At 62.5% G+C, this 19,959-nt stretch carries 18 protein-coding genes and 1 pseudogene; 10 read left to right on the forward strand and 9 right to left on the reverse strand.

Features of this window, described 5'->3' with window-relative positions:
* Positions 1 to 59: 59 nt before the first annotated feature.
* From G7025_RS03175 to gshB, 7 genes are all read right to left on the reverse strand, one after another.
* Entirely contained in the window at positions 60 to 1,331 is a 1,272-nt protein-coding gene (locus G7025_RS03175) for a dihydroorotase (RefSeq protein WP_181076534.1), read from the reverse strand.
* Positions 1,328 to 2,332: an aspartate carbamoyltransferase catalytic subunit gene (locus tag G7025_RS03180; protein WP_181076535.1), complete on the reverse strand. Its 1,005-nt coding sequence runs from the start codon at positions 2,330 to 2,332 to the stop codon at positions 1,328 to 1,330. The genes G7025_RS03175 and G7025_RS03180 overlap by 4 nt, the downstream gene beginning before the upstream one ends.
* A 24-nt stretch (positions 2,333 to 2,356) precedes the next feature.
* Positions 2,357 to 2,863 (reverse strand): bifunctional pyr operon transcriptional regulator/uracil phosphoribosyltransferase PyrR, encoded by a 507-nt coding sequence (gene pyrR / locus G7025_RS03185; RefSeq protein WP_181076537.1) that lies wholly within the window; start codon positions 2,861 to 2,863, stop codon positions 2,357 to 2,359.
* 82 nt (positions 2,864 to 2,945) lie between these two features.
* Complete coding sequence (gene ruvX, locus G7025_RS03190) at positions 2,946 to 3,383, reverse strand: Holliday junction resolvase RuvX (protein ID WP_003176676.1); 438 nt, start codon at positions 3,381 to 3,383, stop codon at positions 2,946 to 2,948.
* On the reverse strand, positions 3,383 to 3,952 hold the full coding sequence (locus G7025_RS03195) for a YqgE/AlgH family protein (protein ID WP_181076539.1): 570 nt from the start codon (positions 3,950 to 3,952) through the stop codon (positions 3,383 to 3,385). Before G7025_RS03195 ends, ruvX begins: the two co-directional genes overlap by 1 nt.
* Positions 3,953 to 4,006: 54 nt before the next feature.
* Positions 4,007 to 4,912 (reverse strand): energy transducer TonB, encoded by a 906-nt coding sequence (locus G7025_RS03200; RefSeq protein ID WP_181076540.1) that lies wholly within the window; start codon positions 4,910 to 4,912, stop codon positions 4,007 to 4,009.
* 102 nt (positions 4,913 to 5,014) lie between these two features.
* A complete protein-coding gene (gene gshB / locus G7025_RS03205) occupies positions 5,015 to 5,986 on the reverse strand; it encodes a glutathione synthase (protein ID WP_181076542.1) in 972 nt (323 codons plus the stop codon).
* Positions 5,987 to 6,224: 238 nt separating this feature from the next.
* On the opposite strand from gshB, the gene pilG reads away from it, so the two are divergent.
* From pilG to G7025_RS03235, 6 genes are read left to right on the forward strand one after another with little or no spacing between them, the layout of a single operon-like run.
* Positions 6,225 to 6,632, forward strand: a complete 408-nt coding sequence (pilG, locus tag G7025_RS03210; RefSeq protein WP_181076543.1) for a twitching motility response regulator PilG — start codon at positions 6,225 to 6,227, stop codon at positions 6,630 to 6,632.
* Positions 6,633 to 6,677: 45 nt separating this feature from the next.
* Complete coding sequence (pilH, locus tag G7025_RS03215) at positions 6,678 to 7,043, forward strand: twitching motility response regulator PilH (RefSeq protein ID WP_181076545.1); 366 nt, start codon at positions 6,678 to 6,680, stop codon at positions 7,041 to 7,043.
* A 12-nt stretch (positions 7,044 to 7,055) separates the two neighbouring features.
* Complete coding sequence (locus tag G7025_RS03220; protein WP_181076547.1) at positions 7,056 to 7,580, forward strand: chemotaxis protein CheW; 525 nt, start codon at positions 7,056 to 7,058, stop codon at positions 7,578 to 7,580.
* On the forward strand, positions 7,577 to 9,628 hold the full coding sequence (locus G7025_RS03225) for a methyl-accepting chemotaxis protein (protein ID WP_181076548.1): 2,052 nt from the start codon (positions 7,577 to 7,579) through the stop codon (positions 9,626 to 9,628). The genes G7025_RS03220 and G7025_RS03225 overlap by 4 nt, the downstream gene beginning before the upstream one ends.
* 53 nt (positions 9,629 to 9,681) lie before the next feature.
* Positions 9,682 to 15,501, forward strand: a complete 5,820-nt coding sequence (locus tag G7025_RS03230) for an Hpt domain-containing protein (protein WP_181076550.1) — start codon at positions 9,682 to 9,684, stop codon at positions 15,499 to 15,501.
* The gene (locus G7025_RS03235; protein WP_181076551.1) at positions 15,494 to 15,949 is read left to right on the forward strand and encodes a chemotaxis protein CheW; all 456 of its coding nucleotides are present in this window, start codon (positions 15,494 to 15,496) and stop codon (positions 15,947 to 15,949) included. The genes G7025_RS03230 and G7025_RS03235 overlap by 8 nt, the downstream gene beginning before the upstream one ends.
* 55 nt (positions 15,950 to 16,004) lie before the next feature.
* On the opposite strand, the gene G7025_RS03240 is transcribed toward G7025_RS03235, so the two are convergent.
* Positions 16,005 to 16,640 carry a LysE/ArgO family amino acid transporter gene (locus G7025_RS03240; protein WP_181076553.1) on the reverse strand — a complete coding sequence of 212 codons (636 nt, stop codon included), beginning with the start codon at positions 16,638 to 16,640 and terminating at the stop codon, positions 16,005 to 16,007.
* 432 nt (positions 16,641 to 17,072) lie between these two features.
* Here G7025_RS03240 and G7025_RS03245 point away from each other — a divergent pair, with 432 nt between their 5' ends.
* A complete protein-coding gene (locus G7025_RS03245) occupies positions 17,073 to 17,708 on the forward strand; it encodes an NBR1-Ig-like domain-containing protein (RefSeq protein WP_253509699.1) in 636 nt (211 codons plus the stop codon).
* A gap of 20 nt (positions 17,709 to 17,728) precedes the next feature.
* Here G7025_RS03245 and G7025_RS03250 read toward each other — a convergent pair.
* Positions 17,729 to 18,015 (reverse strand): annotated as a pseudogene (locus tag G7025_RS03250) (HigA family addiction module antitoxin).
* 354 nt (positions 18,016 to 18,369) lie between these two features.
* Between G7025_RS03250 and G7025_RS03255 the strand changes: the two are divergent.
* The 3 genes from G7025_RS03255 (at position 18,370) to G7025_RS03265 (ending at position 19,694) form a co-directional block, all read left to right on the forward strand.
* Positions 18,370 to 18,606, forward strand: coding sequence for a DUF6124 family protein (locus G7025_RS03255; RefSeq protein WP_181076556.1), 237 nt, complete (start codon positions 18,370 to 18,372; stop codon positions 18,604 to 18,606).
* A 61-nt stretch (positions 18,607 to 18,667) separates the two neighbouring features.
* Positions 18,668 to 19,297, forward strand: a complete 630-nt coding sequence (locus G7025_RS03260; protein WP_181076558.1) for a nucleotidyltransferase domain-containing protein — start codon at positions 18,668 to 18,670, stop codon at positions 19,295 to 19,297.
* Positions 19,260 to 19,694, forward strand: a complete 435-nt coding sequence (locus tag G7025_RS03265; protein ID WP_181076559.1) for a hypothetical protein — start codon at positions 19,260 to 19,262, stop codon at positions 19,692 to 19,694. Before G7025_RS03260 ends, G7025_RS03265 begins: the two co-directional genes overlap by 38 nt.
* Positions 19,695 to 19,959 lie beyond the last annotated feature (265 nt).

A 19,959-nucleotide genomic window follows, 5' to 3' on the forward strand; every position in this document is an offset into this window, starting at 1 on the left:
ATAGAAAGCTGAGTGTGGGAGGGGTAAGTTCCCTCCCCACACCTTTTCCCCGCGACCGTTTAGGCCTGGTAGCTGATGCGCCCATCCACCAAGGTGTAGCGCACGCTCGCCGGCAGGCTATGGCCGATGAACGGGCAGTTTTCGCCCTTGGACAGCCAGTGTTCCCCGGCGAGGGTAGAGCTGGCCGGATCAAACAGCACCAGATCCGCCGCCGCCCCCACCGCCAACTTGCCAGCCGGCAGACGCAACGCCTCGGCAGGGCCGCTGCTCAAGCGCGCCAGCAGCGTCGGCAGGTCCAGCAAGCCTTCTTCCACCAATGTCATTGCCAGTGGCAATAACAGCTCGACGCTGCTGATGCCAGGCTCGGTCGCACCGAAGGGCGCGAGCTTGGCATCGCGCTCGTGGGGTTGGTGATGGCTGGAAATCGCCGAAACCACGCCCGATTTCACCGCCGCGCGCAAACCCTCCCGGTCGGCCAAAGTGCGCAGGGGCGGCTGTACGTGGTACAGGCTGGAGAAGTCGATCAGCGCCTCGTCCGTCAGGATCAACTGATACAGCGCCACATCCGCCGTGACCGGCAGGCCGCGGGCCTGGGCCTGAGCGATCAGGGCCACGCCCCGGGCGCTGGTCAGCTGGCTGAAGTGCGCGCGCACGCCGCTTTGTTCCACCAGCAACAGGTCGCGGGCCAGGGCCACGGTTTCGGCGGTTTCCGGGATGCCCGGCAGCCCGAGGAAACTGGCCACGGCGCCTTCATGGGCCAGGCCGCCTTCGGCCAGGTCGCGGTCCTGGGAGTGGAAGATCACCGTCAGGTCGAAAGTGGCCGCGTACTCCAGTGCGCGGCACAGCGTGCGGGTGCTGCGGAAACTTTCCAGGCCGTTGCCGAACGCCACGCAACCGGCATCGCGCAGGGCGATCAGCTCCGCCAGTTGCTCGCCGTCCAGACCTTTGCTCAGGGCGCCGATGGGGAACACTTTGCAATTGCCGGCTTCGCGGGCGCGGTCGAGGATCAGTTCGGTCACCGCCGAGGTATCGAGGATCGGCTTGGTATGCGGCGGACAGCACAGGCTGGTCACGCCTCCGGCGGCGGCGGCGCGTGTTTCGCTGGCGATGCTGCCTTTGCGGCTGTAACCCGGCTCGCGCAGGGCGACGCTCAGGTCCACCAGACCTGGCGCGGCTACCAGGCCCTTGGCGTCGATGTGTTCGCTGGCGCTGAAACCGGCAGGCGCGGCGCCGATGGCGATGATCTTGCCGGCTTCCACATGAAGATCGGTGATTTGATCCAGGCCGCTGGCCGGATCGATGACTCGGGCGCCGAGAATGCTGAGCTTCACTGGGCGTTCTCCTGCTCGAATTGACGTTGCGCGGTTTGCCCGCTCATGGCCATGGACAAGACCGCCATGCGCACGGCGATGCCGTAGGTCACCTGGTTGAGAATTACAGACTGGTTGCCGTCGGCCACCGCCGATTCAATTTCCACCCCACGGTTGATCGGCCCCGGGTGCATCACGATGGCATCCGGCTTGGCGCCGGCCAGGCGTGTGGTGGTCAGGCCGAACAGGCGGTAGAACTCGCCTTCGCTCGGCAGCAGGCCACCGGCCATGCGCTCGCGCTGCAGGCGCAGCATGATCACCACGTCCACATCCTTGAGGCCTTCGGTCATATCGGTGTAGACCTTCACGCCGTACTGCTCGATACCGATGGGCAGCAGGGTTTTCGGTGCGATCACGCGAATATCCGGGCAGCCCAGGGTCTTCAGGGCCAGCATGTTCGAGCGCGCCACCCGCGAGTGCAGGATGTCGCCGACGATGGCCACCGAGAGGTTTTCAAAGCTGCCCTTGTGCCGACGAATGGTGAGCATGTCGAGCATGCCCTGGGTCGGGTGGGCGTGGCGGCCGTCGCCGCCGTTGATGATCGCCACCTGCGGGCACACGTGCTCGGCGATGAAATGCGCGGCGCCGGAGTCGCCGTGGCGCACCACGAACATGTCGGCGGCCATGGCTTCCAGGTTGCGCAGGGTGTCGAGCAGGGTTTCGCCCTTGCTCGCCGACGAGGTGGATACGTTCAGCGTAATCACGTCGGCCGACAGCCGCTGGGCCGCCAGTTCAAAGGTGGTGCGGGTGCGCGTGGAGTTCTCGAAGAACACGTTGCAGATGGTTTTGCCGCGCAGCAGCGGGACTTTCTTCACTGCCCGGCCGCCGACTTCGAGGAACGAGTCAGCGGTGTCGAGGATTTCGGTGAGCAGTTCGCGGGGCAAACCGTCGAGGGACAAGAAGTGTTGCAACTGACCCTGAGCATTGAGCTGCAGCGGGCGCTTGGCATCTAGAGGCGTCATCGCGGGGACTCTTTACAAGGCGGTTTAAGGGGCGAGGTCTTGCAGTTCGAGTTCGAGCGGCGTGGGACCGGACAATTTTACCCGCTGATGGGCTTGCAGCGACAGGGTGGCGCCGACCACATCGGGGCTGATCGGTAATTCGCCGGCGTCCAGGTCCAGCAGGCACACCAGGGTCACGCTGGCCGGGCGGCCGTAGTCGAACAGTTCATTCATGGCCGCGCGAATGGTGCGCCCGCTCATCAGTACGTCGTCGATCAGCACCAGGTGCTGGCCTTCGATTTCAAAGGGCAGGGCGGATGGGCGGACTTGCGGGTGCAGGCCGTTCTGGCTGAAGTCGTCGCGGTAGAAGGACACATCCAGCGTGCCGAGCGGCGACTCGCTGCCCAGTGCTTCGAGCAACGCCTGGGCGACCCATACGCCACCGGTGCGGATGCCGATAAAGCGCGGTTCGTTGATGCCGCGGTGTTCCAGGTGCGCCTTGAGGCGTATTGCCATCTGGCTGATCAGTTCGGCGGGATTGGGCAGGCTCATGGTGGCTCCTTCTTGGCCTTGCGCCTCGAGGTGGCGGCAGGGGTCGGGCTCAAACGTAAAAAGACGCGGCAAGCCGCGTCAGTCAGGATTCAAATAAAGCCGTGTTTTCATCCAGCCAACCCTGCAACAGCAGGGCGGCGGCGATGGCATCCACGGGGTTGTCGCGGTAGCTGCCCTTCTGCCCGCCACGGTCACGGCGTTCACCCTTGGCTTCGAAGGTGGTCAGGCGCTCGTCATGGGTATAGAAGGGGATGTTGTAGCGGCCATTGAGGCGGCGCGCGAACTTCTCGGCGCGCAGGCACATGTCGCTGGGCGTGCCGTCCATATTCAGGGGCAGGCCGACGACGACCGCGTCGGGTTTCCATTCCTTGATCAGGGCTTCGACCTGATTCCAGTCCGGGATGCCGTTCTGGGCCTTGAGGGTGCACAGCTCGCGGGCCTGGCCGGTGATAACCTGGCCGACCGCCACGCCGATCTGCTTGGTGCCGTAGTCAAAACCGAGGATCAAGCGCAAAGCCATCAGGCGTGCCCCGCCTGACTGGTCAGCAGGCTGAGGTTGACCCCAAGCTTTGCCGCCGCCGCGTCCAGGCGCAGTTCGCTGGCGGTGCTGAACAGAATGTCGGGGTCAAACGGGCAGGTCAGCCAGGCATTGCCGGCCAGCTCGGCTTCCAGTTGTCCGGCTTCCCAGCCGGCATAACCCAGGGTGATGACGCTTTGCTCGGGGCCCACGCCGTCGGCGATGGCGAACAACACGTCCTGGGAAGTGGACAGCGACACACCGTCCAGGTCCACCGTGGCCTGGAACGTCGGCCCGGTAGGGTGCAATACGAAGCCGCGATCGGTCTGTACCGGGCCGCCAATGTAGATCGGCACGCCCTGGCAACGTGCCGGCGGGTCAACTTCGGGGCGCAGTTGCTCGAGGATATCGGCCAGGTTCAGCTCCTGCGGGCGGTTCACGATCAACCCCATGGCACCATTGGCCGTGTGCTCGACGATGTAGGTCAAGGTGTGCGCAAAGTTCGGGTCGGCCATGTGGGGCATGGCGATCAGGAATTGGTGCTTGAGGTAGGTCGGGCTGACATTTTTCATGCCCGCTAGTGTGGCGGCGCGGGGGCGAACTGACAAGCCAGGTGTGAGCGCCGATCAGTTGCTGGAGAGTCGATCGCCCTTGGCGAATTTCCAGGTGCGGATGATTTCCAGGCGGTCCACATCATTCAAGTCCCCGGTGAACGGTGCAAACGGCGCCGCCAGGCGCACGATGCGCTGGGCGGCCTGGTCCAGCAGCGGCTGCCCGGAAGATTCCAGCACCTGCACTTCATACAGCGTGCCGTCGCGGTTGATCGACACCAATAGGCGCAGATTGCCGTAGATCTGCTGGCGGCGAGCTTCTTCGGGATAGTTCAGATTGCCGATGCGCTCGACTTTCTTGCGCCATTCGTCCTTATACCAGGCGCCTTTATCACGCATGGTCGAGGCCGCGTTCAGGCGGTAGATGCGCGGGCGCTTGGCATACAGCTGTTGTTCGTTGGCCAGTTCGGCTTCCAGGCTGGAGATCTCGTCGGACAGCTGCGAGCTGTCGAACGTCGGCGCCGGTTTTACCGGCTCGGGCTGCGGCTCGGTCTTGGTCTTCTCGCGCTGGGTCGGGGCTTTCTGCGGCTTGGGCGCCACAGTGGTCACAGCGGCTTTTGGCGCGGCCTGCTTGACCTCCGGCTTGGGCGCCGGCGGCGGCGTGACTTTATTGACCTTGTTGTCCTGGAAGGGCGCCACTTCAGTGGTCTTGGGGACCGCTTTCTTGTCCAGCGTGCCGCTGCCTTGCTGATTATCCTGCGCGAGAAAGTCGGCCTTTTCAGGCTTCTTTTCGCTTTTGAAGGTGGCGAGGGTGATTTCCAGGGTCTTGGTGATCTGCTTGGGCTCGACCATGGTAAAGCCCACGCCGAGGATGACGGCCAGGTGAATCAACGCTGCCAGGAACAGGGTAAAACCGAGCCGATCAGCCGGGCGCACGCCGCTGTGGGAGAGTTCGGGGGGCAGCTCGGACGGGAGGGACATAAAAACCAACATCGCGTATTTCGAGGTTCGGCATGATAACGCAATGTTGGTTTTTAGCTTCATGCGACAAGTTACAAGCTGCAAGCTTTGGCGCGGTCAGCCTTAAACTTGCCGCTTGGAGCTTGTCACCTGCAGCTTCGCGTCTATCGCGGCCATCAACATTTCGCCGATGTTCGTGCCAAATGCGTTATCGATCTCGCGGATGCATGTCGGGCTGGTCACGTTGATTTCAGTGAGATGCTCGCCGATCACGTCCAGACCGACAAACAGCAGGCCTTTTTCCCGCAGCGTCGGGCCGACCTGCGCGGCGATCCAGCGGTCTTTGTCCGACAGCGGGCGTGCCTCACCGCGCCCGCCGGCGGCCAGATTGCCTCGGGTCTCACCGGCGGCCGGGATGCGCGCCAGGCAATAATCCACCGGTTCGCCGTCGATCATCAGGATGCGCTTGTCGCCGTCCTTGATTGCCGGCAGATAGGCCTGGCCCATGATTTGCTGGCTGCCCAGCACGGTCAGGGTTTCCAGGATCACCGACAGGTTGGGGTCGCCGGCGCGGTGGCGGAAAATCGAGGTGCCGCCCATGCCGTCCAACGGTTTAAGGATCACGTCACCGTGTTTGGCGGCGAATTCACGCAGCACATCGGCGCGGCGGCTGACCACGGTGGGCGGGGTGCATTGCGGGAAGAGGGTGGCGAACAGCTTTTCATTGCAGTCGCGCAGGCTCTGCGGCTTGTTGACGATCAATACGCCGTCGCGCTCAGCCTGCTCCAGCAGGTACGTGGAGTAGACGAACTCCATGTCGAACGGCGGGTCCTTGCGCATCAGGATCACGTCCAGATCGCTCAGGGGGCTGTCGATTTCATCCTGCAGTTCAAACCATTTTTCGGGGTTGGCGAACACTTGCAGCGGGCGCATGCGCGCACGGGCCTGGCCCTCGCCCTGGTACAGGTCGCGCTGCTCCATATAGAACAGGGTCCAGCCACGGGCCTGGGCGGCCAGGAGCATGGCCAGCGAGCTGTCCTTTTTATAGGAAATGCTGGCGATAGGATCCATGACAATGCCGACGCGAACGCTCATGGGAGATTTCCTCTGACAAATTGGGCGCATAAAAGTGGCGTCAGAGTGGCGCTGACGCTGTTGTGGGTCAAGGAAAAACCACCTGGCGGGTGCCTCGATAGATTGCTCCCCGAGACTGTGCTAAAAAGGCTGCCACGACGCAGCAGGCCGTGAATTCCAAGGCCCGCGGCGCTCATCCTGTGCAACATCAGGCAGTACACACCGAAAACCGATTCGCTGTGGCGATGGTAGAGCAGATATGGAACAGCATTCCAACGCCTTGAGGGTGATGGTGATCGACGATTCGAAGACGATCCGCCGCACCGCCGAGACGCTGTTGAAAAACGCGGGGTGCGACGTCATCACGGCCATCGACGGTTTCGATGCCCTGGCGCGGATTGTGGATCATCACCCGCACATTATCTTTGTCGACATCATGATGCCGCGCCTGGATGGCTATCAGACCTGCGCCCTGGTGAAGAACAACCCGGCGTTCAAGGCGATCCCGGTGATCATGCTGTCATCCAAGGACGGCCTGTTCGATAAAGCCAAGGGGCGCATCGTGGGGGTCGACCAGTTTTTGACCAAGCCTTTCAGCAAGGAAGAACTGCTGGGTGCGATCAAGGCCTACGTGCCGGGGTTCGCCGCAGTGGAACAAGCACACTGACGCCGCTTCACAACGCCGGCGCCGACCAATGTAGTGGGGAAAACCATGGCACGTGTTCTGATCGTCGACGATTCGCCGACCGAAATGTACAAACTCACCGGCATGCTGGAAAAGCACGGGCACGAAGTGCTCAAAGCCGAAAACGGCGCGGACGGCGTGGCCCTGGCCCGTCAGGAAAAACCCGACGCCGTGCTGATGGACATCGTAATGCCGGGCCTCAATGGCTTCCAGGCCACCCGCCAGCTGTCCAAGGAGCCGGAAACCAACGGTATCCCGATCATCATCATCACCACCAAGGACCAGGACACCGACAAGATCTGGGGCGCGCGCCAGGGTGCCAAGGATTACCTGACCAAGCCGGTGGACGAAGAAACCCTGATCGCCACCCTGAACAAGGTGCTGGCCGGCTGACGGCACGCCATCATGACCGAGTCGCAGACCGCCTTCGAGCTGTTGCTGGACATCGACCGCCGCTGTCGCCTGTTGGCCGCCGACCTGCCGTCCCAGGATGCCGGCTTGCAGCGCTGGAGCGGGATTGGCTTTCGGGTGGGCGCGCACTGGTTTGTGGCGCCGATGGGGGAAGTCGCCGAAGTCCTGCATGAGCCGCGCTGCACGTTAATGCCCGGAGTCAAGACCTGGGTGCGAGGCGTGGCGAATCTGCGTGGGCGGTTGTTGCCGGTGATGGACCTCGGCGGGTTCCTCGGCGAGGCGCTGTCCAAGGCGCGCAAGCAACGGCGGGTGCTGGTGGTGGAATTCAATGACCTGTTTGTCGGGTTGCTGGTGGACGAGGTGGTGGGCATGCAGCATTTCGCGCAAGACGCTTTATTGGCCAGCGCCCAGCCAGGCGCGCCGTTTATCCAGGGCCGATTTGACGGCGAGCCGCTCTGGCAGGTCTTCAGCCCCTTCGCCCTGGCCCAGGCGCCGGGCTTCATGGATGTCGCCGCATGACCACCGTGACCCCGCCCAAACCCCAGGCCGGCTCGCGCAGCCGCTCGCAGATCATCGTGCTGTTTATCGCGCTGATCGTGTTCATCATGTTGTTGTTCGCCAACTTCGCCTACCTCAATACCCAATCCACTTACGACAAGCAGTACATCGGCCACGCCGGTGAATTGCGCGTGCTGTCCCAACGTATCGCCAAGAACGCCACCGAAGCCGCCGCCGGCAAGGCCGCCGCGTTCAAGCTGCTGGGCGAAGCGCGCAACGACTTTGCCCAGCGCTGGGGCTACCTGAAAAAAGGCGACCCGCAAACCGGCCTGCCCGCCGCCCCCAGCGCCGTGCGCGGCGAAATGCGCGCGGTGCAGACCGACTGGGAAGCCTTGCTGAAAAACACCGACGCGATCCTGGCCAGCGAACAAACGGTGCTGTCCCTGCACCAAGTGGCGGCGACCCTCGCCGAAACCGTGCCGCAATTGCAGATGGAATCGGAAAAAGTCGTCGATATCCTGCTTCAGCGCGGCGCGCCGGCCAGCCAGGTAGCCTTGGCCCAGCGCCAATCGTTGCTCGCCGAGCGCATCCTGGGCGCGGTCAATACCGTGCTTGCCGGCGACGAAACCGCCGTACAGGCTGCCGATGCCTTCGGTCGCGATGCCAACCGCTTCGGCCAGGTGCTCAATGGCATGCTCAACGGCAACCCGGGGCTGCGCATCACTCAGGTCGAAGACCGCGATGCCCGCGCACGGCTGGCGGAAATCGCCGAGCTGTTCGAATTCGTTTCCGGCTCGGTGGATGAAATCCTGGAAACCTCGCCCCAGTTGTTTCAGGTGCGCGCCTCGGCGAGCAATATTTTCAACCTCTCCCAGACCCTGCTCGATGAAGCCTCGCGCCTTGCCAGCGGCTTTGAAAATCTGGCCGGCGGGCGCAGTTTCGACACCATCGGCGGCTACGTACTGGGCCTGCTGGCGTTGACCTCGATTATCCTGATCGGCTTGGTGATGGTGCGTGAGACCAACCGCCAGTTGCACGAAACCGCCGAGAAAAACGAGCGCAATCAGAACGCGATCATGCGCCTGCTCGACGAAATCGAAGACCTCGCCGACGGCGATCTCACCGTGACCGCCTCGGTCACAGAGGATTTCACCGGCACCATCGCCGACTCCATCAACTATTCGGTGGACCAACTGCGCGATCTGGTGGCCACCATCAACCTCACCGCCGGGCAAGTGGCCGGTGCAGTGCAGGAAACCCAGGCCACCGCCATGCACCTGGCACAGGCGTCCGAGCACCAGGCCCAGCAGATCGCCGAAGCGTCCACCGCGATCAACCAGATGGCCCAGTCCATCGACCAGGTGTCGGCCAACGCCGCCGAATCCTCCGCGGTGGCCGAGCGCTCGGTGGAAATCGCCAACAAGGGCAACGAGGTGGTGCATAACACCATCCATGGCATGGACAACATTCGCGAGCAGATCCAGGACACCGCCAAGCGCATCAAACGCCTGGGTGAGTCCTCACAGGAGATCGGCGATATCGTCAGCCTGATCGACGACATTGCCGATCAGACCAACATCCTCGCCCTCAATGCGGCGATCCAGGCCAGCATGGCCGGCGACGCCGGGCGCGGGTTCGCCGTGGTGGCCGATGAAGTGCAACGCCTGGCCGAGCGTTCATCGGCGGCAACCCGGCAGATTGAAACCCTGGTGCGGGCGATCCAGGCCGATACCAACGAAGCGGTGATCTCCATGGAGCAGACCACCACCGAAGTGGTGCGCGGCGCGCGGTTGGCGCAGGACGCCGGGGTGGCGCTGGAAGAGATCGAGGGCGTGTCGAAAACCCTGGCGGCGTTGATCCAGAGCATCTCCAACGCGGCGCAGCAGCAGACCTCGTCGGCGGGGCAGATCTCCCTGACCATGAACGTGATCCAGCAGATCACCACGCAGACCTCGTCGGGTTCCACCGCTACCGCCGAAAGCATCGGCAACCTGGCGAAGATGGCGAGCCAGTTGCGCCGGTCGGTGTCGGGTTTCACCCTGCCGCCGCCCAAACAGGTCGACAGTTGACAGGTACAGGTTTCAAGAACACCAGCAATCCATGAATTCAAAGCGGAGCAGTTATGGTTGATCGGCACGACTACGTGGCCCTCGAATGGGTCAAGGACGACATTGCCGAGACCCTGCAACACGCCCGTTCGGCGCTGGACGCTTACGTCGAAACCGCCGACGGCGATGTGATCGACGAATGCCTGGCCGGCATCCACCAGGTGCACGGCGCGCTGCAGATGGTCGAGTTCTACGGCGCGGCGCTGCTGGCCGAGGAGATCGAGGCATTGGCGATGGCCCTGCGCGACGGGCAGGTCGGCCAGCGCGATGAGGGCATCCGCCTGCTGCAACAGGCCTTTGGCCAGTTGCCGCTGTACCTCGACCGCGTGCACAGCGCTCGCCGTGACTTGCCGCTGGTCGTCCTGCCGCTGCTCAACGACCTGCGCAGCGCCCGCGGTGAAAGCCTGCTGTCGGAAACCAGCCTGTTCAGCCCGCAACTGCTGTCGATTGCGCCGTTGCCCGACGAGGCCCTGGCCCGGCGCGCAGGGCCGGACCTTCACGAACACCTGCGCCAATGGCACCAACTGCTGCAACAGGCGCTGGCCGGGCTGCTGCGCGAAGATCACGGCCCGAGCAACCTGGAAGACATGGCGCGGGTGTTCGCGCGTCTGGAAGCGCTGTGCCAGGGCGCACCTCTGTTGCCATTGTGGCAAGTGGCCTCGGCGCTGGTCGAGGGCATGCTCACGGGCGTGATCGCCAACAGCCCGGCGCTGCGCAGCCTGCTCAAGGCCAGCGACAGGCAGCTCAAGCGCCTGCTGGCCCAGGGCATCGAGGGCATCAACCAGTCGGCGCCGGATGACCTGCTCAAGAGCCTGCTGTTCTATGTCGCCAAAGTCACCCGCCCGACGCCCCGCATGCAAAGCTTGAAAGAACGCTACGGCCTGGACGATGCCTTGCCCGACAGCGCCGTGGTGGATGCCGAGCGCGCGCACATGGCCGGGCCGGATCGCAATGCGATGGGCTCGGTACTCGGTGCGTTGTGCGAGGAGCTGGTGCGGGTCAAGGAGCGCCTGGACCTGTTCGTGCGCAGCGACCGCCAGCACGCCAGCGACCTTGACGCGCTGCTGGCACCGTTGCGACAGATCGCCGATACGCTGGCGGTGCTCGGCTTCGGCCAGCCGCGCAAAGTGATCATCGACCAGCTCGCCGTGGTGCTGAGCCTGGCCCAGGGCCATCGCGAACCGGACGATGCGGTGCTGATGGATGTGGCCGGCGCGCTCCTTTACGTCGAAGCCACGCTGGCAGGCATGACCGGCACCGTCGAGCCGGAGAGCCGCGAAGAAAGCCGCCTGCCCACCACCGACCTGACCCAGATTCACCAATTGGTGCTGCGCGAATCCTGCCAGTGCCTGAGCCAGGCCAGAGAATTGGTGATCGACTGCATCGAGGCCGACTGGGACCGCCAACGCCTGGAATCCCTGCCGGAACTGCTGAGCCAGGTGCGCGGCGCGCTGGCCATGATCCCTCTGCCCCGGGCGGCCAGCCTGATGCGCGGTTGCACCGATTACGTCGATGCGCAGTTGATGGTCGACGAACAACCGCCGAGCGAGACGCAATTGGCCCACTTCGCCGACGTAATCAGCAGCCTGGAGTATTACCTCGAACGCATGCTCCAGGACCCGGATGCCGCCGGCGAACGGGTGCTGGAATTGGCCACCCAGGGGCTGGCCGCGCTCGGCTACCTGCCGGCGGAAAAACCCTGGCGCCAAGCCCTGGCCGCGCCGGACGGTGCACTCTCTACCGAGGCTGCGCCCAGCCAATCCCAATTCGACGCATTGGCCAGCCCCACGTCGCGCCTCAACCCGCCGGCCTTGCAGCGCCCCGGCAGCCTGTTGCCGCCGCCGGCCGATGAAGCGCCGGTCGACGATGAGTTGCGCGAGGTGTTTCTCGAAGAGACCGACGAAGTCCTCGAGGTGCTGCACCGCTATCTGCCCAACAGCGCGGACAAAAACGCCCAAGGCGAGATGCGCCGCGCGTTTCACACCCTCAAAGGCAGCGGCCGCATGGTGCGCGCCCTGGTGCTGGCGGAACTGGCCTGGGCCGTGGAGAACCTGCTGAACCGCGTGCTCGAACGCAGCGTGACCCTGGGCCCGCAGGTGCAACAGGTGCTGGATGAAGCCGTGGCACTGTTGCCGGAATTGATCGCCGATTTTGCCCAGGGCGCCCAGCGCCAGCGCGATGAAGTCGACGCCCTGGCCGCCCGTGCCCATGGGTTGGCCAGTGGTGTCGCCGTGACGGCCGCCGAGCCCCATGACCCGCTGCTGCTGGAGATCTTTCGCAACGAAGCCCTGAGCCACCTCGACAGCCTCAACCGCTTCCTGGAACAGGCCGCCGAGCATGTGCCGCTGCAAGTCAGCGATGAACTGCAACGGGCTCTGCACACCCTCAAGGGCAGCGCCTACATGGCCGGCGTATCGCCCATCGCCGAACTGGCGCGGCCGCTGGATCACCTGACTCGCGAGTACAAGGCTCACCGCCTGCCGCTGGACCTGGATGAAGTGGAGCTGCTGCTGGAAGCCGAAGGCCTGTTCCAGCGAGGGTTGCGTCAGTTGGACAGCGACCCCCTTGCACCGATCTCGGGCGCGGCGGACCTGATTGCACGTACCCAACAGCTGCTCGAGCGCCAGCTCCAGGCGTTGCTCGACGCGCCCAGCAGTGGCCTGCGCATGAAGCGCAACCCGCACCTGATCGCCGACTTCCTGGCCCAGGGCATGGACATCCTGCTCGATGCCGAAAGCCTGCTGCGCCGCTGGCAGCAACACCCCGGCGAGCGCCAGGAACTCACCGCGCTGCTGGATGAGCTGACCACCCTCGGCGAAGGCGCGCATCACGCCGACCTGCATGCCATCGACGAGCTTTGCGAAGCCTTGCTCGACCTGTACGGCGCCGTGGAAGAAAGCAGCCTGGCGGTCAGCGAGCGGTTTTTTCAGGAGGCCGAACAGGCCCATGAAGCGCTGATCAACATGCTCGACCAACTCGCCGCCGGCCAGGAGATCAGCCCCGCGCCGGCTCGTGTACAGGCCTTGCGCGAGCTGTTGGATGAAGCCCTCGACCCCACGGCCACCGGCCTGATCACACGCCAGGGCGACCGCGCGCCGAACATTGCCGAACTGGGCGCGGCGACGCGACAGTTGGATCACGCCACCACCGTGGACGATGAGATCGTCGAGATTTTCCTGGAAGAAGCGGTCGATATCCTCGACAGCGCCGGGCAATCCCTCAAGCGCTGGTTGCTGGAGCCCGAGAGCATGGCGCCGTTGTCGTCGTTGCAGCGCGACCTGCACACCCTCAAGGGCGGCGCGCGCATGGCCGAGATCGCGCCGGTAGCCGACCTGGCCCATGAACTGGAAGGCCTTTACGAAGGCCTGGTCGACCGTCGCTACAACTACTCCAACGAACTGTCCCAGGTGTTGATGGCCAGCCATGAACAGCTGGCGCTGCAGCTGGAAGAGCTGCACCAGCATCAGGCCCTGAGCGACAGCACGGCGCTGGTGGCCAAAATCCGGGCGCTGCGCCACAACGGCGCCCCGGCAGCCGCCACGCCGGCGAGCGACGCGTCGAGTGCCGACCCTGAGTTGCTGGAGATCTTTCTCGAAGAAGCCGCCGACATCCTCGACAGCTCCGGCGCCGCGCTGCTGCGCTGGCAGGCCGAGCCGAGCAATCGCCAGGAGGTCGAAACCCTGCTGCGCGACCTGCACACCCTCAAGGGCGGCGCGCGCATGGTCGAGATCGGTCCGATTGGCGACCTGGCCCATGAACTGGAGTTTCTCTACGAAGGGCTGTCCGCCGGCCAACTGGTTGCAAGCCCGGAGCTGTTCGCGCTGCTGCAAGGTTGTCACGATCGCCTGGCACAGATGATCGACGCGGTGGCCGACGGCTTGCCGGTGGGCTCGGTGGACAAACTGATCGAGCGCATCAAGAGCCTGGTGCACCCCAGCGACGAGCCGCTGGTGCCGGTGGCGTTGCCGACGGGCAAGGCCGAGGCGGCGGTGGACCCGGCCGCCGATACGGTAAAAATCTCGGCGGATCTGCTTGATGACCTGGTCAATCTGGCCGGCGAAACCTCGATCTTCCGAGGGCGGATCGAGCAGCAGGTCAACGATGCCAGCGTCGCCCTCAACGAGGTGGAAACCACCATTGAGCGCATGCGCGATCAGTTGCGCCGCCTGGACACCGAAACCCAGGGCCGCATTCTCAGTCGCCAGCAAGTCGAGGCCGAGCGCCTGGGCTACGAAGAATTCGACCCGCTGGAAATGGACCGTCATTCGCAACTGCAGCAATTGTCTCGCGCGCTGTTTGAGTCGGCCTCGGACCTGCTGGACCTCAAGGAAACCCTGGAACGGCGGAACCAGGACGCGCACAACCTGTTGCAGCAGCAGGCGCGCATCAACACCGAGTTGCAGGAAGGCCTGATGCGTACCCGCATGGTGCCGTTCGAACGCATGCTGCCACGGCTCAAACGTATCGTGCGGCAGGTGGCGAGTGAGTTGGGCAAGGATGTCGAGTTCATCGTCGGCAATGCCGAGGGCGAAATGGACCGCAACGTGCTGGAGCGCATGGTAGCGCCGTTGGAGCATATGTTGCGCAACGCCGTCGACCACGGCCTGGAGTCCCGGGAGGTGCGCCTGGCCGCCGGCAAGCCGGAAAAGGGCCGCATCACCCTCGACCTGACTCATGAAGGCGGCGATATCGTCTTCGACATGCGCGACGACGGTGCCGGCGTGCCGCTGGACGCGGTGCGGCGCAAGGCGATCAAGCGCGGCCTGCTCAGTCCTCAGCAAGAGATCAGCGACCGTGACGTGCTGCAGTTCATCCTGCAACCGGGCTTCTCCACTGCGGAAAAAATCACCCAGATTTCCGGGCGCGGCGTGGGCATGGACGTGGTGCATGAAGAAGTGCGCCAGCTCGGCGGTTCGATGGTGATCGACTCGACGCCGGGGCAGGGCGTGCATTTCCGCATCCGCCTGCCTTTCACCGTGTCGGTCAATCGTGCGTTGATGGTGCAGTGCGCGGACGAGCAGTACGCGATCCCGCTCAACACCATTGAGGGCCTGGTGCGTGTGCTGCCCCATGAACTGGCGGGCCACTATCAGCAGGACCCGCCGTGCTACGAGTATGCTGGCCAGCGCTATGAGCTGTTCTACTTGGGCGACCTGCTGCACACCGTCGCGCGCCCGAAACTGCTGGGCCAGTACCAGCCCGTGCCGGTGCTGCTGGTACAGTGCAATGAGCGGCATGTGGCGGTGCATGTGGACGCCATGGCCGGCACGCGTGAGATTGTGGTCAAGGGCTTGGGCCCGCAATTTGCCGGGGTAAAAGGCGTCTCGGGGGCGACCATTCTCGGAGACGGTCGCGTGGTGCTGATCATCGACCTGCTGGCCCATATCCGCGCCCGGCCAGCGGCATTGCCGGCCCAGGCGAGCCACGCGCCGCTGATCCTCAACGATCCCCTGAAAAAGCGCCCGCTGCTGGTGTTGGTGGTCGACGACTCGGTGACGGTGCGCAAAGTCACCAGCCGCCTGCTGGAGCGCAACGGCATGAACGTACTCACCGCCAAGGACGGCATTGACGCCCTGGCCGTGCTTGAGGAACACACCCCGGACCTGATGTTGCTGGACATAGAAATGCCGCGCATGGACGGCTTTGAAGTGGCGATTCAGGTGCGTAACGACCCGCGGTTGATGCGCCTGCCGATCATCATGATCACCTCGCGCACTGGCCAGAAACACCGCGACCGCGCTATGGCCATCGGCGTCAACGACTACCTGGGCAAGCCGTACCAGGAGTCGGTGCTGCTCGAAAGCATCGCTTACTGGAGCAAGTCCCATGCTTGACCATCGCGCCAGCCAGGTCACCGGCCTGCTTCTGCCCCTGGCTGACCGGCACCTGATACTGCCCAACGTGGCCGTGGCCGAACTGATCGATTTTCAGCGCGGCGAACCGGCCAGTGATGCGCCGCCGTGGTATTTGCGGCAAGTCACCTGGCGTGACCGGCAAATCCCTCTGATCAGCTTTGAAGCCGCCTGCGGCGAAGCTATTGTCGTCGGCGAACGCTCGCGCATCGTGGTGCTGAACGCACTGGGTGGGCGGCCGACCTTGAAGTTCGTCGCACTGGTGATCCAGGGGATTCCGCGGTCGTACAAGCTCGACAGCGAGCTGAGCTATGTGGACGTGCCGCTCAGCCCGCTGGAGCTGGCAGCGGTGCAGGTGGGCGAGCATGTGGCGAAGGTGCCGGATTTGATGGGGCTGGAAGCCTTGCTGGTCGAGTCAGGCCTGGCCTGAGCTGCGCATTTTCTGAGAAATGAAAGGCGTCCTATGATGAGGGGCCTTTTCCGGTTCAGGGACGCTGCAGCCGATGAAAATCAGCAATCAGCATACCCGCCAGATACACCATCAAAATCACCACGCCCGCGTCCAATAAACGCCAGACTTTTGCCGAACGGAATAGCCCCGTCAACCTCTGGCATCCCAACGCCAAAACCACAAACCACACCAGCGACGCAGTCATTGCTCCGACGGCAAAGAACGCTTGTTGGCTGACGGGCTTTACCGCGCCAATAGAGCCAATTAGCACCACGGTATCCAGCCAAGCATACGGATTGGCAAATCCAAGTATCACCGCTGTGCGCAGCAATCCCCGTTGTGAGGTGAGGTTGCTTCGAGTGTCCGGCATCGACTGGTTACGCAGACAAGCCAATAACCGCTGCCAGCCGAACCACAATAGGTAGGCCGCTCCCGACAGCAGCAGAAACGCCACTAAACCTGGCTTTGTGCCAAGTAACGAGCCCAAGCCCATGACCCCAAGAGCGATGAGGATGATGTCGGCGAACACGCATACCGCCACCACCCCCCAGACAGGGCTGCGACTGACACCCTGGCGAATAACCAGGGTGTCCTTCGGTCCAGGAGCGGCGAACAGTCCGATGCCCAGTAACAGGCCTTCGAGATAAAAAGCGTTGAAGTCTGGAGTCATGAAGCGCTCAGCCGCCTGGGTATCAGATCAATTGAAGGGGGGTGATTACCGAAGCGGGTATGGCGTGCATCGCTTCTGATTATTTGCAGGGTGCCGAAGCCTGTTTGAGCAATGGATTCACAGCACGCTTTTAATGTGGTTCATGGCTATATCCAAAGGTAGATGTAAAGGAATGCAACAAACACTAGGTTCGCAAGCATGCGAGAAACTACGACACTGGATATGACCGGCTAAAAGGGTGCCATCCATGTCCTTCACAACATCGCCAGCAGGTGGCGAGTGTGCATGGTTCAAGACACGGGGCGGCGGACAGGTTGTCTTTTTTGGCGGACAAAGAAATGACGTTCACCTAAAAACGGGAACCGTACACTTCGTATGAATATAAGAACGCGAGATACCCTCAGGTCATTGGTTGCACGGCGCAGCCGCGAATTGGGCAAGCCGCTGACTGCGCTGGCCAAGGAAGCAGGAATTTCCAGGACTTACCTGTACGGTCTAGCGGCTGGAGCGTCCAGGGACCCATCGGTACGCACGCTGATCAAGCTGGCGAAGGCATTGCAGGTTTCTCCCTTGCTGTTGTTTCGCTACTTCGCTGACCTGACAGGCGCGCCCGCTAATGCGTGCTCAATGGCTACCACCAATCGGGCTGCAGGTATTGATGATCCGGAGGACGTTGCGGTGTTCAATGCCGATGTCACGACGCCTGATCAAGCCGTCGTGTTGCCGGGGGAAGTTTTTCAGAAAACCTGGGAGATTCAGAACCTGGGCACACGACCTTGGCGAGGGCGACGACTGGTGCGTGTTGATAGGGAATATGTGATTGCCCGCCGCGCAGATCCACAAGGCCAGTTGGAGGTTGTGATGGATATTCATTTGCGTAGCCTGCACAGCGAGCTCCCTATTGCCGATACGCTGCCGGGCCAGCCGGTGCATATCAGTGTGGAGTTTGCAGCACCCAAAGAGACCTGCACGGTGGCTTCAGTCTGGAGAATCGAGGATGAGCAGGGGAAACCCTGTTACGGGCCTGCGTTCATTTTGCATGTAGTGGTTAACGTCATGGCGCGTTGAGCGTCCGGTTGGCTTTTTCCTTAGTCAATCCGCGCAAACCGCTCAATCATCGGCTGCTCCCGATGCTCGGCCTGCCACAAGTCGTGGGCACTTTGCATCGACAACCATAACTGCGCAGTACTCACGCCGGCTCGCTCCAACCTGACGGCAAGGTCTGGGCTGACGGGGGCGTGGCCATGCAAGATCCTTGAAAAAGTCTCGCGGGCGAAGCCATGGCGTCTGGCAATTCGGTGATGGTAATACCGAGGGCCGGGACTACATCCTCAAGCAGAATTTCGCCTGGGTGAGGTGGGTTGTGCATGGCTATATGGGGCTTAGTGTTCGGACTCATCATGTTTGCCCTTGGTGGGATTTGGACGAAAAAGGCTAGAGAGGCGAGTCCCGAGCAACAACCTGAAATCCTTGTCGGAATATTCTGTGTGGCAAGCCCGCTCGTCATAGAAAGCGCTTTGCGCTTGCGAGGTGAGACCAGCCTTCGGATTTTTCCTGCAAGATTTTGGGCCGTGCATGAACTTGTCGCGTGCAATCAGCGCGCCTAGTCTTCGTCCCGTCATCGAAAAAAACGGTGACACGGACGTGCAAGTCCGAGAAACCTGTTTAGGCGCACAAAACGCCTAGATCCAAAGGCGTTCCTTAATTACTCATTCAGGAACTGCACATCATGTCGAACTCCTCCTCTACCAACCTCTTCACCGTAAACCCCCACCAAAACACCGAAACCCTGCTGGTCAACGCCAGCGAAACCCTGTCCTCCCTCAACGCACTTACCTGCAACCTGGCCTTCGACCTGGACACTTCCCAGCGCGCCATCATGCTTGGGATCCAGCAAATGGCCGAGTTGGGGCAGTTGTTGGTGGATCGGGCGCTGGAACAGATTTCCCCCTCCCCAGCAGCTTAAAACTTGATCGTTCCCAAAAAGGGACCTATCGTTCCCTTTTTGGGACTCTTTGGCTGCCGTCATGCACACCTTGCCGCTCAGCACCGCGCTCTTTACCGTCACTCAGCAAAAAGTGCTGGGCCTGCTTTTCGGTAAGCCCGACCAAAGCTTCTTCACCAATGAAATTGCGCGGTGGGCCCAGGTGGGTAAAGGCAGTCTCACCCGTGAATTGGAGCGCTTGCAGTCAGCGGGCATTTTGAGCATGACGCGCCAGGGCAACCAAACTCACTACCAAGCCAACCCCCAATGCCCGATCTACTCGGAGCTGTCGGCCATTGTGCGCAAGACACTGAGCCTGGATGAGCCCTTGCGCAATGCATTGGCACCGTTCGCCGAGCACATCTCCTGGGCTTTTATCTACGGCTCCATCGCCAAGGGCGAGGCGCACTCATCCAGTGACATAGATCTGATGCTGATTGGCGAAAGCCTCAACTACAGTGAAGTCATGGAGCAGCTCATACCGTTGGAAGAGCAACTGGGGCGCCCCATCAACCCGACGCTTTACACCCCTGAAGACTGGATTGGCAAATGGAATGCCGGGAACAGTTTTGTGCAGCGGGTGGTGCAGCAGGACAAGATCAATCTGATTGGGGACAACCCCCTGGAATCCACGGATGGACAGCAAGGCAAACCTGGAGAATCTGCAACGTAGCGGTGGCTTGAAAGCTGAGCCGCCGGATCGCAAGGAGTGTGATGGGCTGATGCGTTCGGCCAGGGATCGGTTGAAGGACGCCGGTAATGCCCCGTTATCGTTCGCCAGTCGTTTCGACCTGGCTTATAACGCCGCCCATGCTCTCGCACTCACCGCCTTGCGCCTGCAAGGCTATCGCTCTGACAAGCGCTATCTGGTCTTTCAATGCCTGGTTCATACCACCGACGTGAGCAAGGTGGCGGTAAGGTTATTGGCCCTGTGTCATGAGCGTCGAAACCTGGCGGAATATGAAGGGTATATGGATGAGGATGAGGCGCTGCTACGCCAGTTGATTGATAGCGCGACGGCACTGCTGAATAAAGTGGAAGTTATGTTGGCTGGCCATGAGTGGAGATAGCGAGGGGCTGGCCGCCGATGGCGGAAAAGGTCCCAAAAGGGGACTGATCAGTCCCTTTTTGGGACCGCTATCTAACAGGCATCACTGAACAAATGTCGAGATCGTTCCCACGCTCCCGCGTGGGAATGCAGCCGTAACGCTCCGCGTTGCCTATGCGCAGTAGTCGAAATTTGCAGCGTCTGGCGGGACGCGGAGCGTCCCGGGAGACATTCCCACGCAGAGCGTGTGAACGATCACCTCGATCCATTACTCCAGCCGTAATGAT

The sequence above is a fragment of the Pseudomonas lurida genome (genome assembly GCF_013522705.1).
GTDB lineage: Bacteria > Pseudomonadota > Gammaproteobacteria > Pseudomonadales > Pseudomonadaceae > Aquipseudomonas > Aquipseudomonas quebecensis.

What these genes read in the sequence shown, in the direction of transcription:
- G7025_RS03180 (WP_181076535.1), bottom strand. Translation starts at nt 2,332, where the DNA reads ATGACGCCTCTAGATGCCAAGCGCCCGCTGCAGCTCAATGCTCAGGGT.
- pyrR (WP_181076537.1), bottom strand. Translation starts at nt 2,863, where the DNA reads ATGAGCCTGCCCAATCCCGCCGAACTGATCAGCCAGATGGCAATACGC.
- ruvX (WP_003176676.1), bottom strand. Translation starts at nt 3,383, where the DNA reads ATGGCTTTGCGCTTGATCCTCGGTTTTGACTACGGCACCAAGCAGATC.
- G7025_RS03195 (WP_181076539.1), bottom strand. Translation starts at nt 3,952, where the DNA reads ATGAAAAATGTCAGCCCGACCTACCTCAAGCACCAATTCCTGATCGCC.
- G7025_RS03200 (WP_181076540.1), bottom strand. Translation starts at nt 4,912, where the DNA reads ATGTCCCTCCCGTCCGAGCTGCCCCCCGAACTCTCCCACAGCGGCGTG.
- gshB (WP_181076542.1), bottom strand. Translation starts at nt 5,986, where the DNA reads ATGAGCGTTCGCGTCGGCATTGTCATGGATCCTATCGCCAGCATTTCC.
- pilG (WP_181076543.1), top strand. Translation starts at nt 6,225, where the DNA reads ATGGAACAGCATTCCAACGCCTTGAGGGTGATGGTGATCGACGATTCG.
- pilH (WP_181076545.1), top strand. Translation starts at nt 6,678, where the DNA reads ATGGCACGTGTTCTGATCGTCGACGATTCGCCGACCGAAATGTACAAA.
- G7025_RS03220 (WP_181076547.1), top strand. Translation starts at nt 7,056, where the DNA reads ATGACCGAGTCGCAGACCGCCTTCGAGCTGTTGCTGGACATCGACCGC.
- G7025_RS03225 (WP_181076548.1), top strand. Translation starts at nt 7,577, where the DNA reads ATGACCACCGTGACCCCGCCCAAACCCCAGGCCGGCTCGCGCAGCCGC.
- G7025_RS03230 (WP_181076550.1), top strand. Translation starts at nt 9,682, where the DNA reads ATGGTTGATCGGCACGACTACGTGGCCCTCGAATGGGTCAAGGACGAC.
- G7025_RS03235 (WP_181076551.1), top strand. Translation starts at nt 15,494, where the DNA reads ATGCTTGACCATCGCGCCAGCCAGGTCACCGGCCTGCTTCTGCCCCTG.
- G7025_RS03240 (WP_181076553.1), bottom strand. Translation starts at nt 16,640, where the DNA reads ATGACTCCAGACTTCAACGCTTTTTATCTCGAAGGCCTGTTACTGGGC.
- G7025_RS03255 (WP_181076556.1), top strand. Translation starts at nt 18,370, where the DNA reads ATGTCGAACTCCTCCTCTACCAACCTCTTCACCGTAAACCCCCACCAA.
- G7025_RS03260 (WP_181076558.1), top strand. Translation starts at nt 18,668, where the DNA reads ATGCACACCTTGCCGCTCAGCACCGCGCTCTTTACCGTCACTCAGCAA.
- G7025_RS03265 (WP_181076559.1), top strand. Translation starts at nt 19,260, where the DNA reads ATGGACAGCAAGGCAAACCTGGAGAATCTGCAACGTAGCGGTGGCTTG.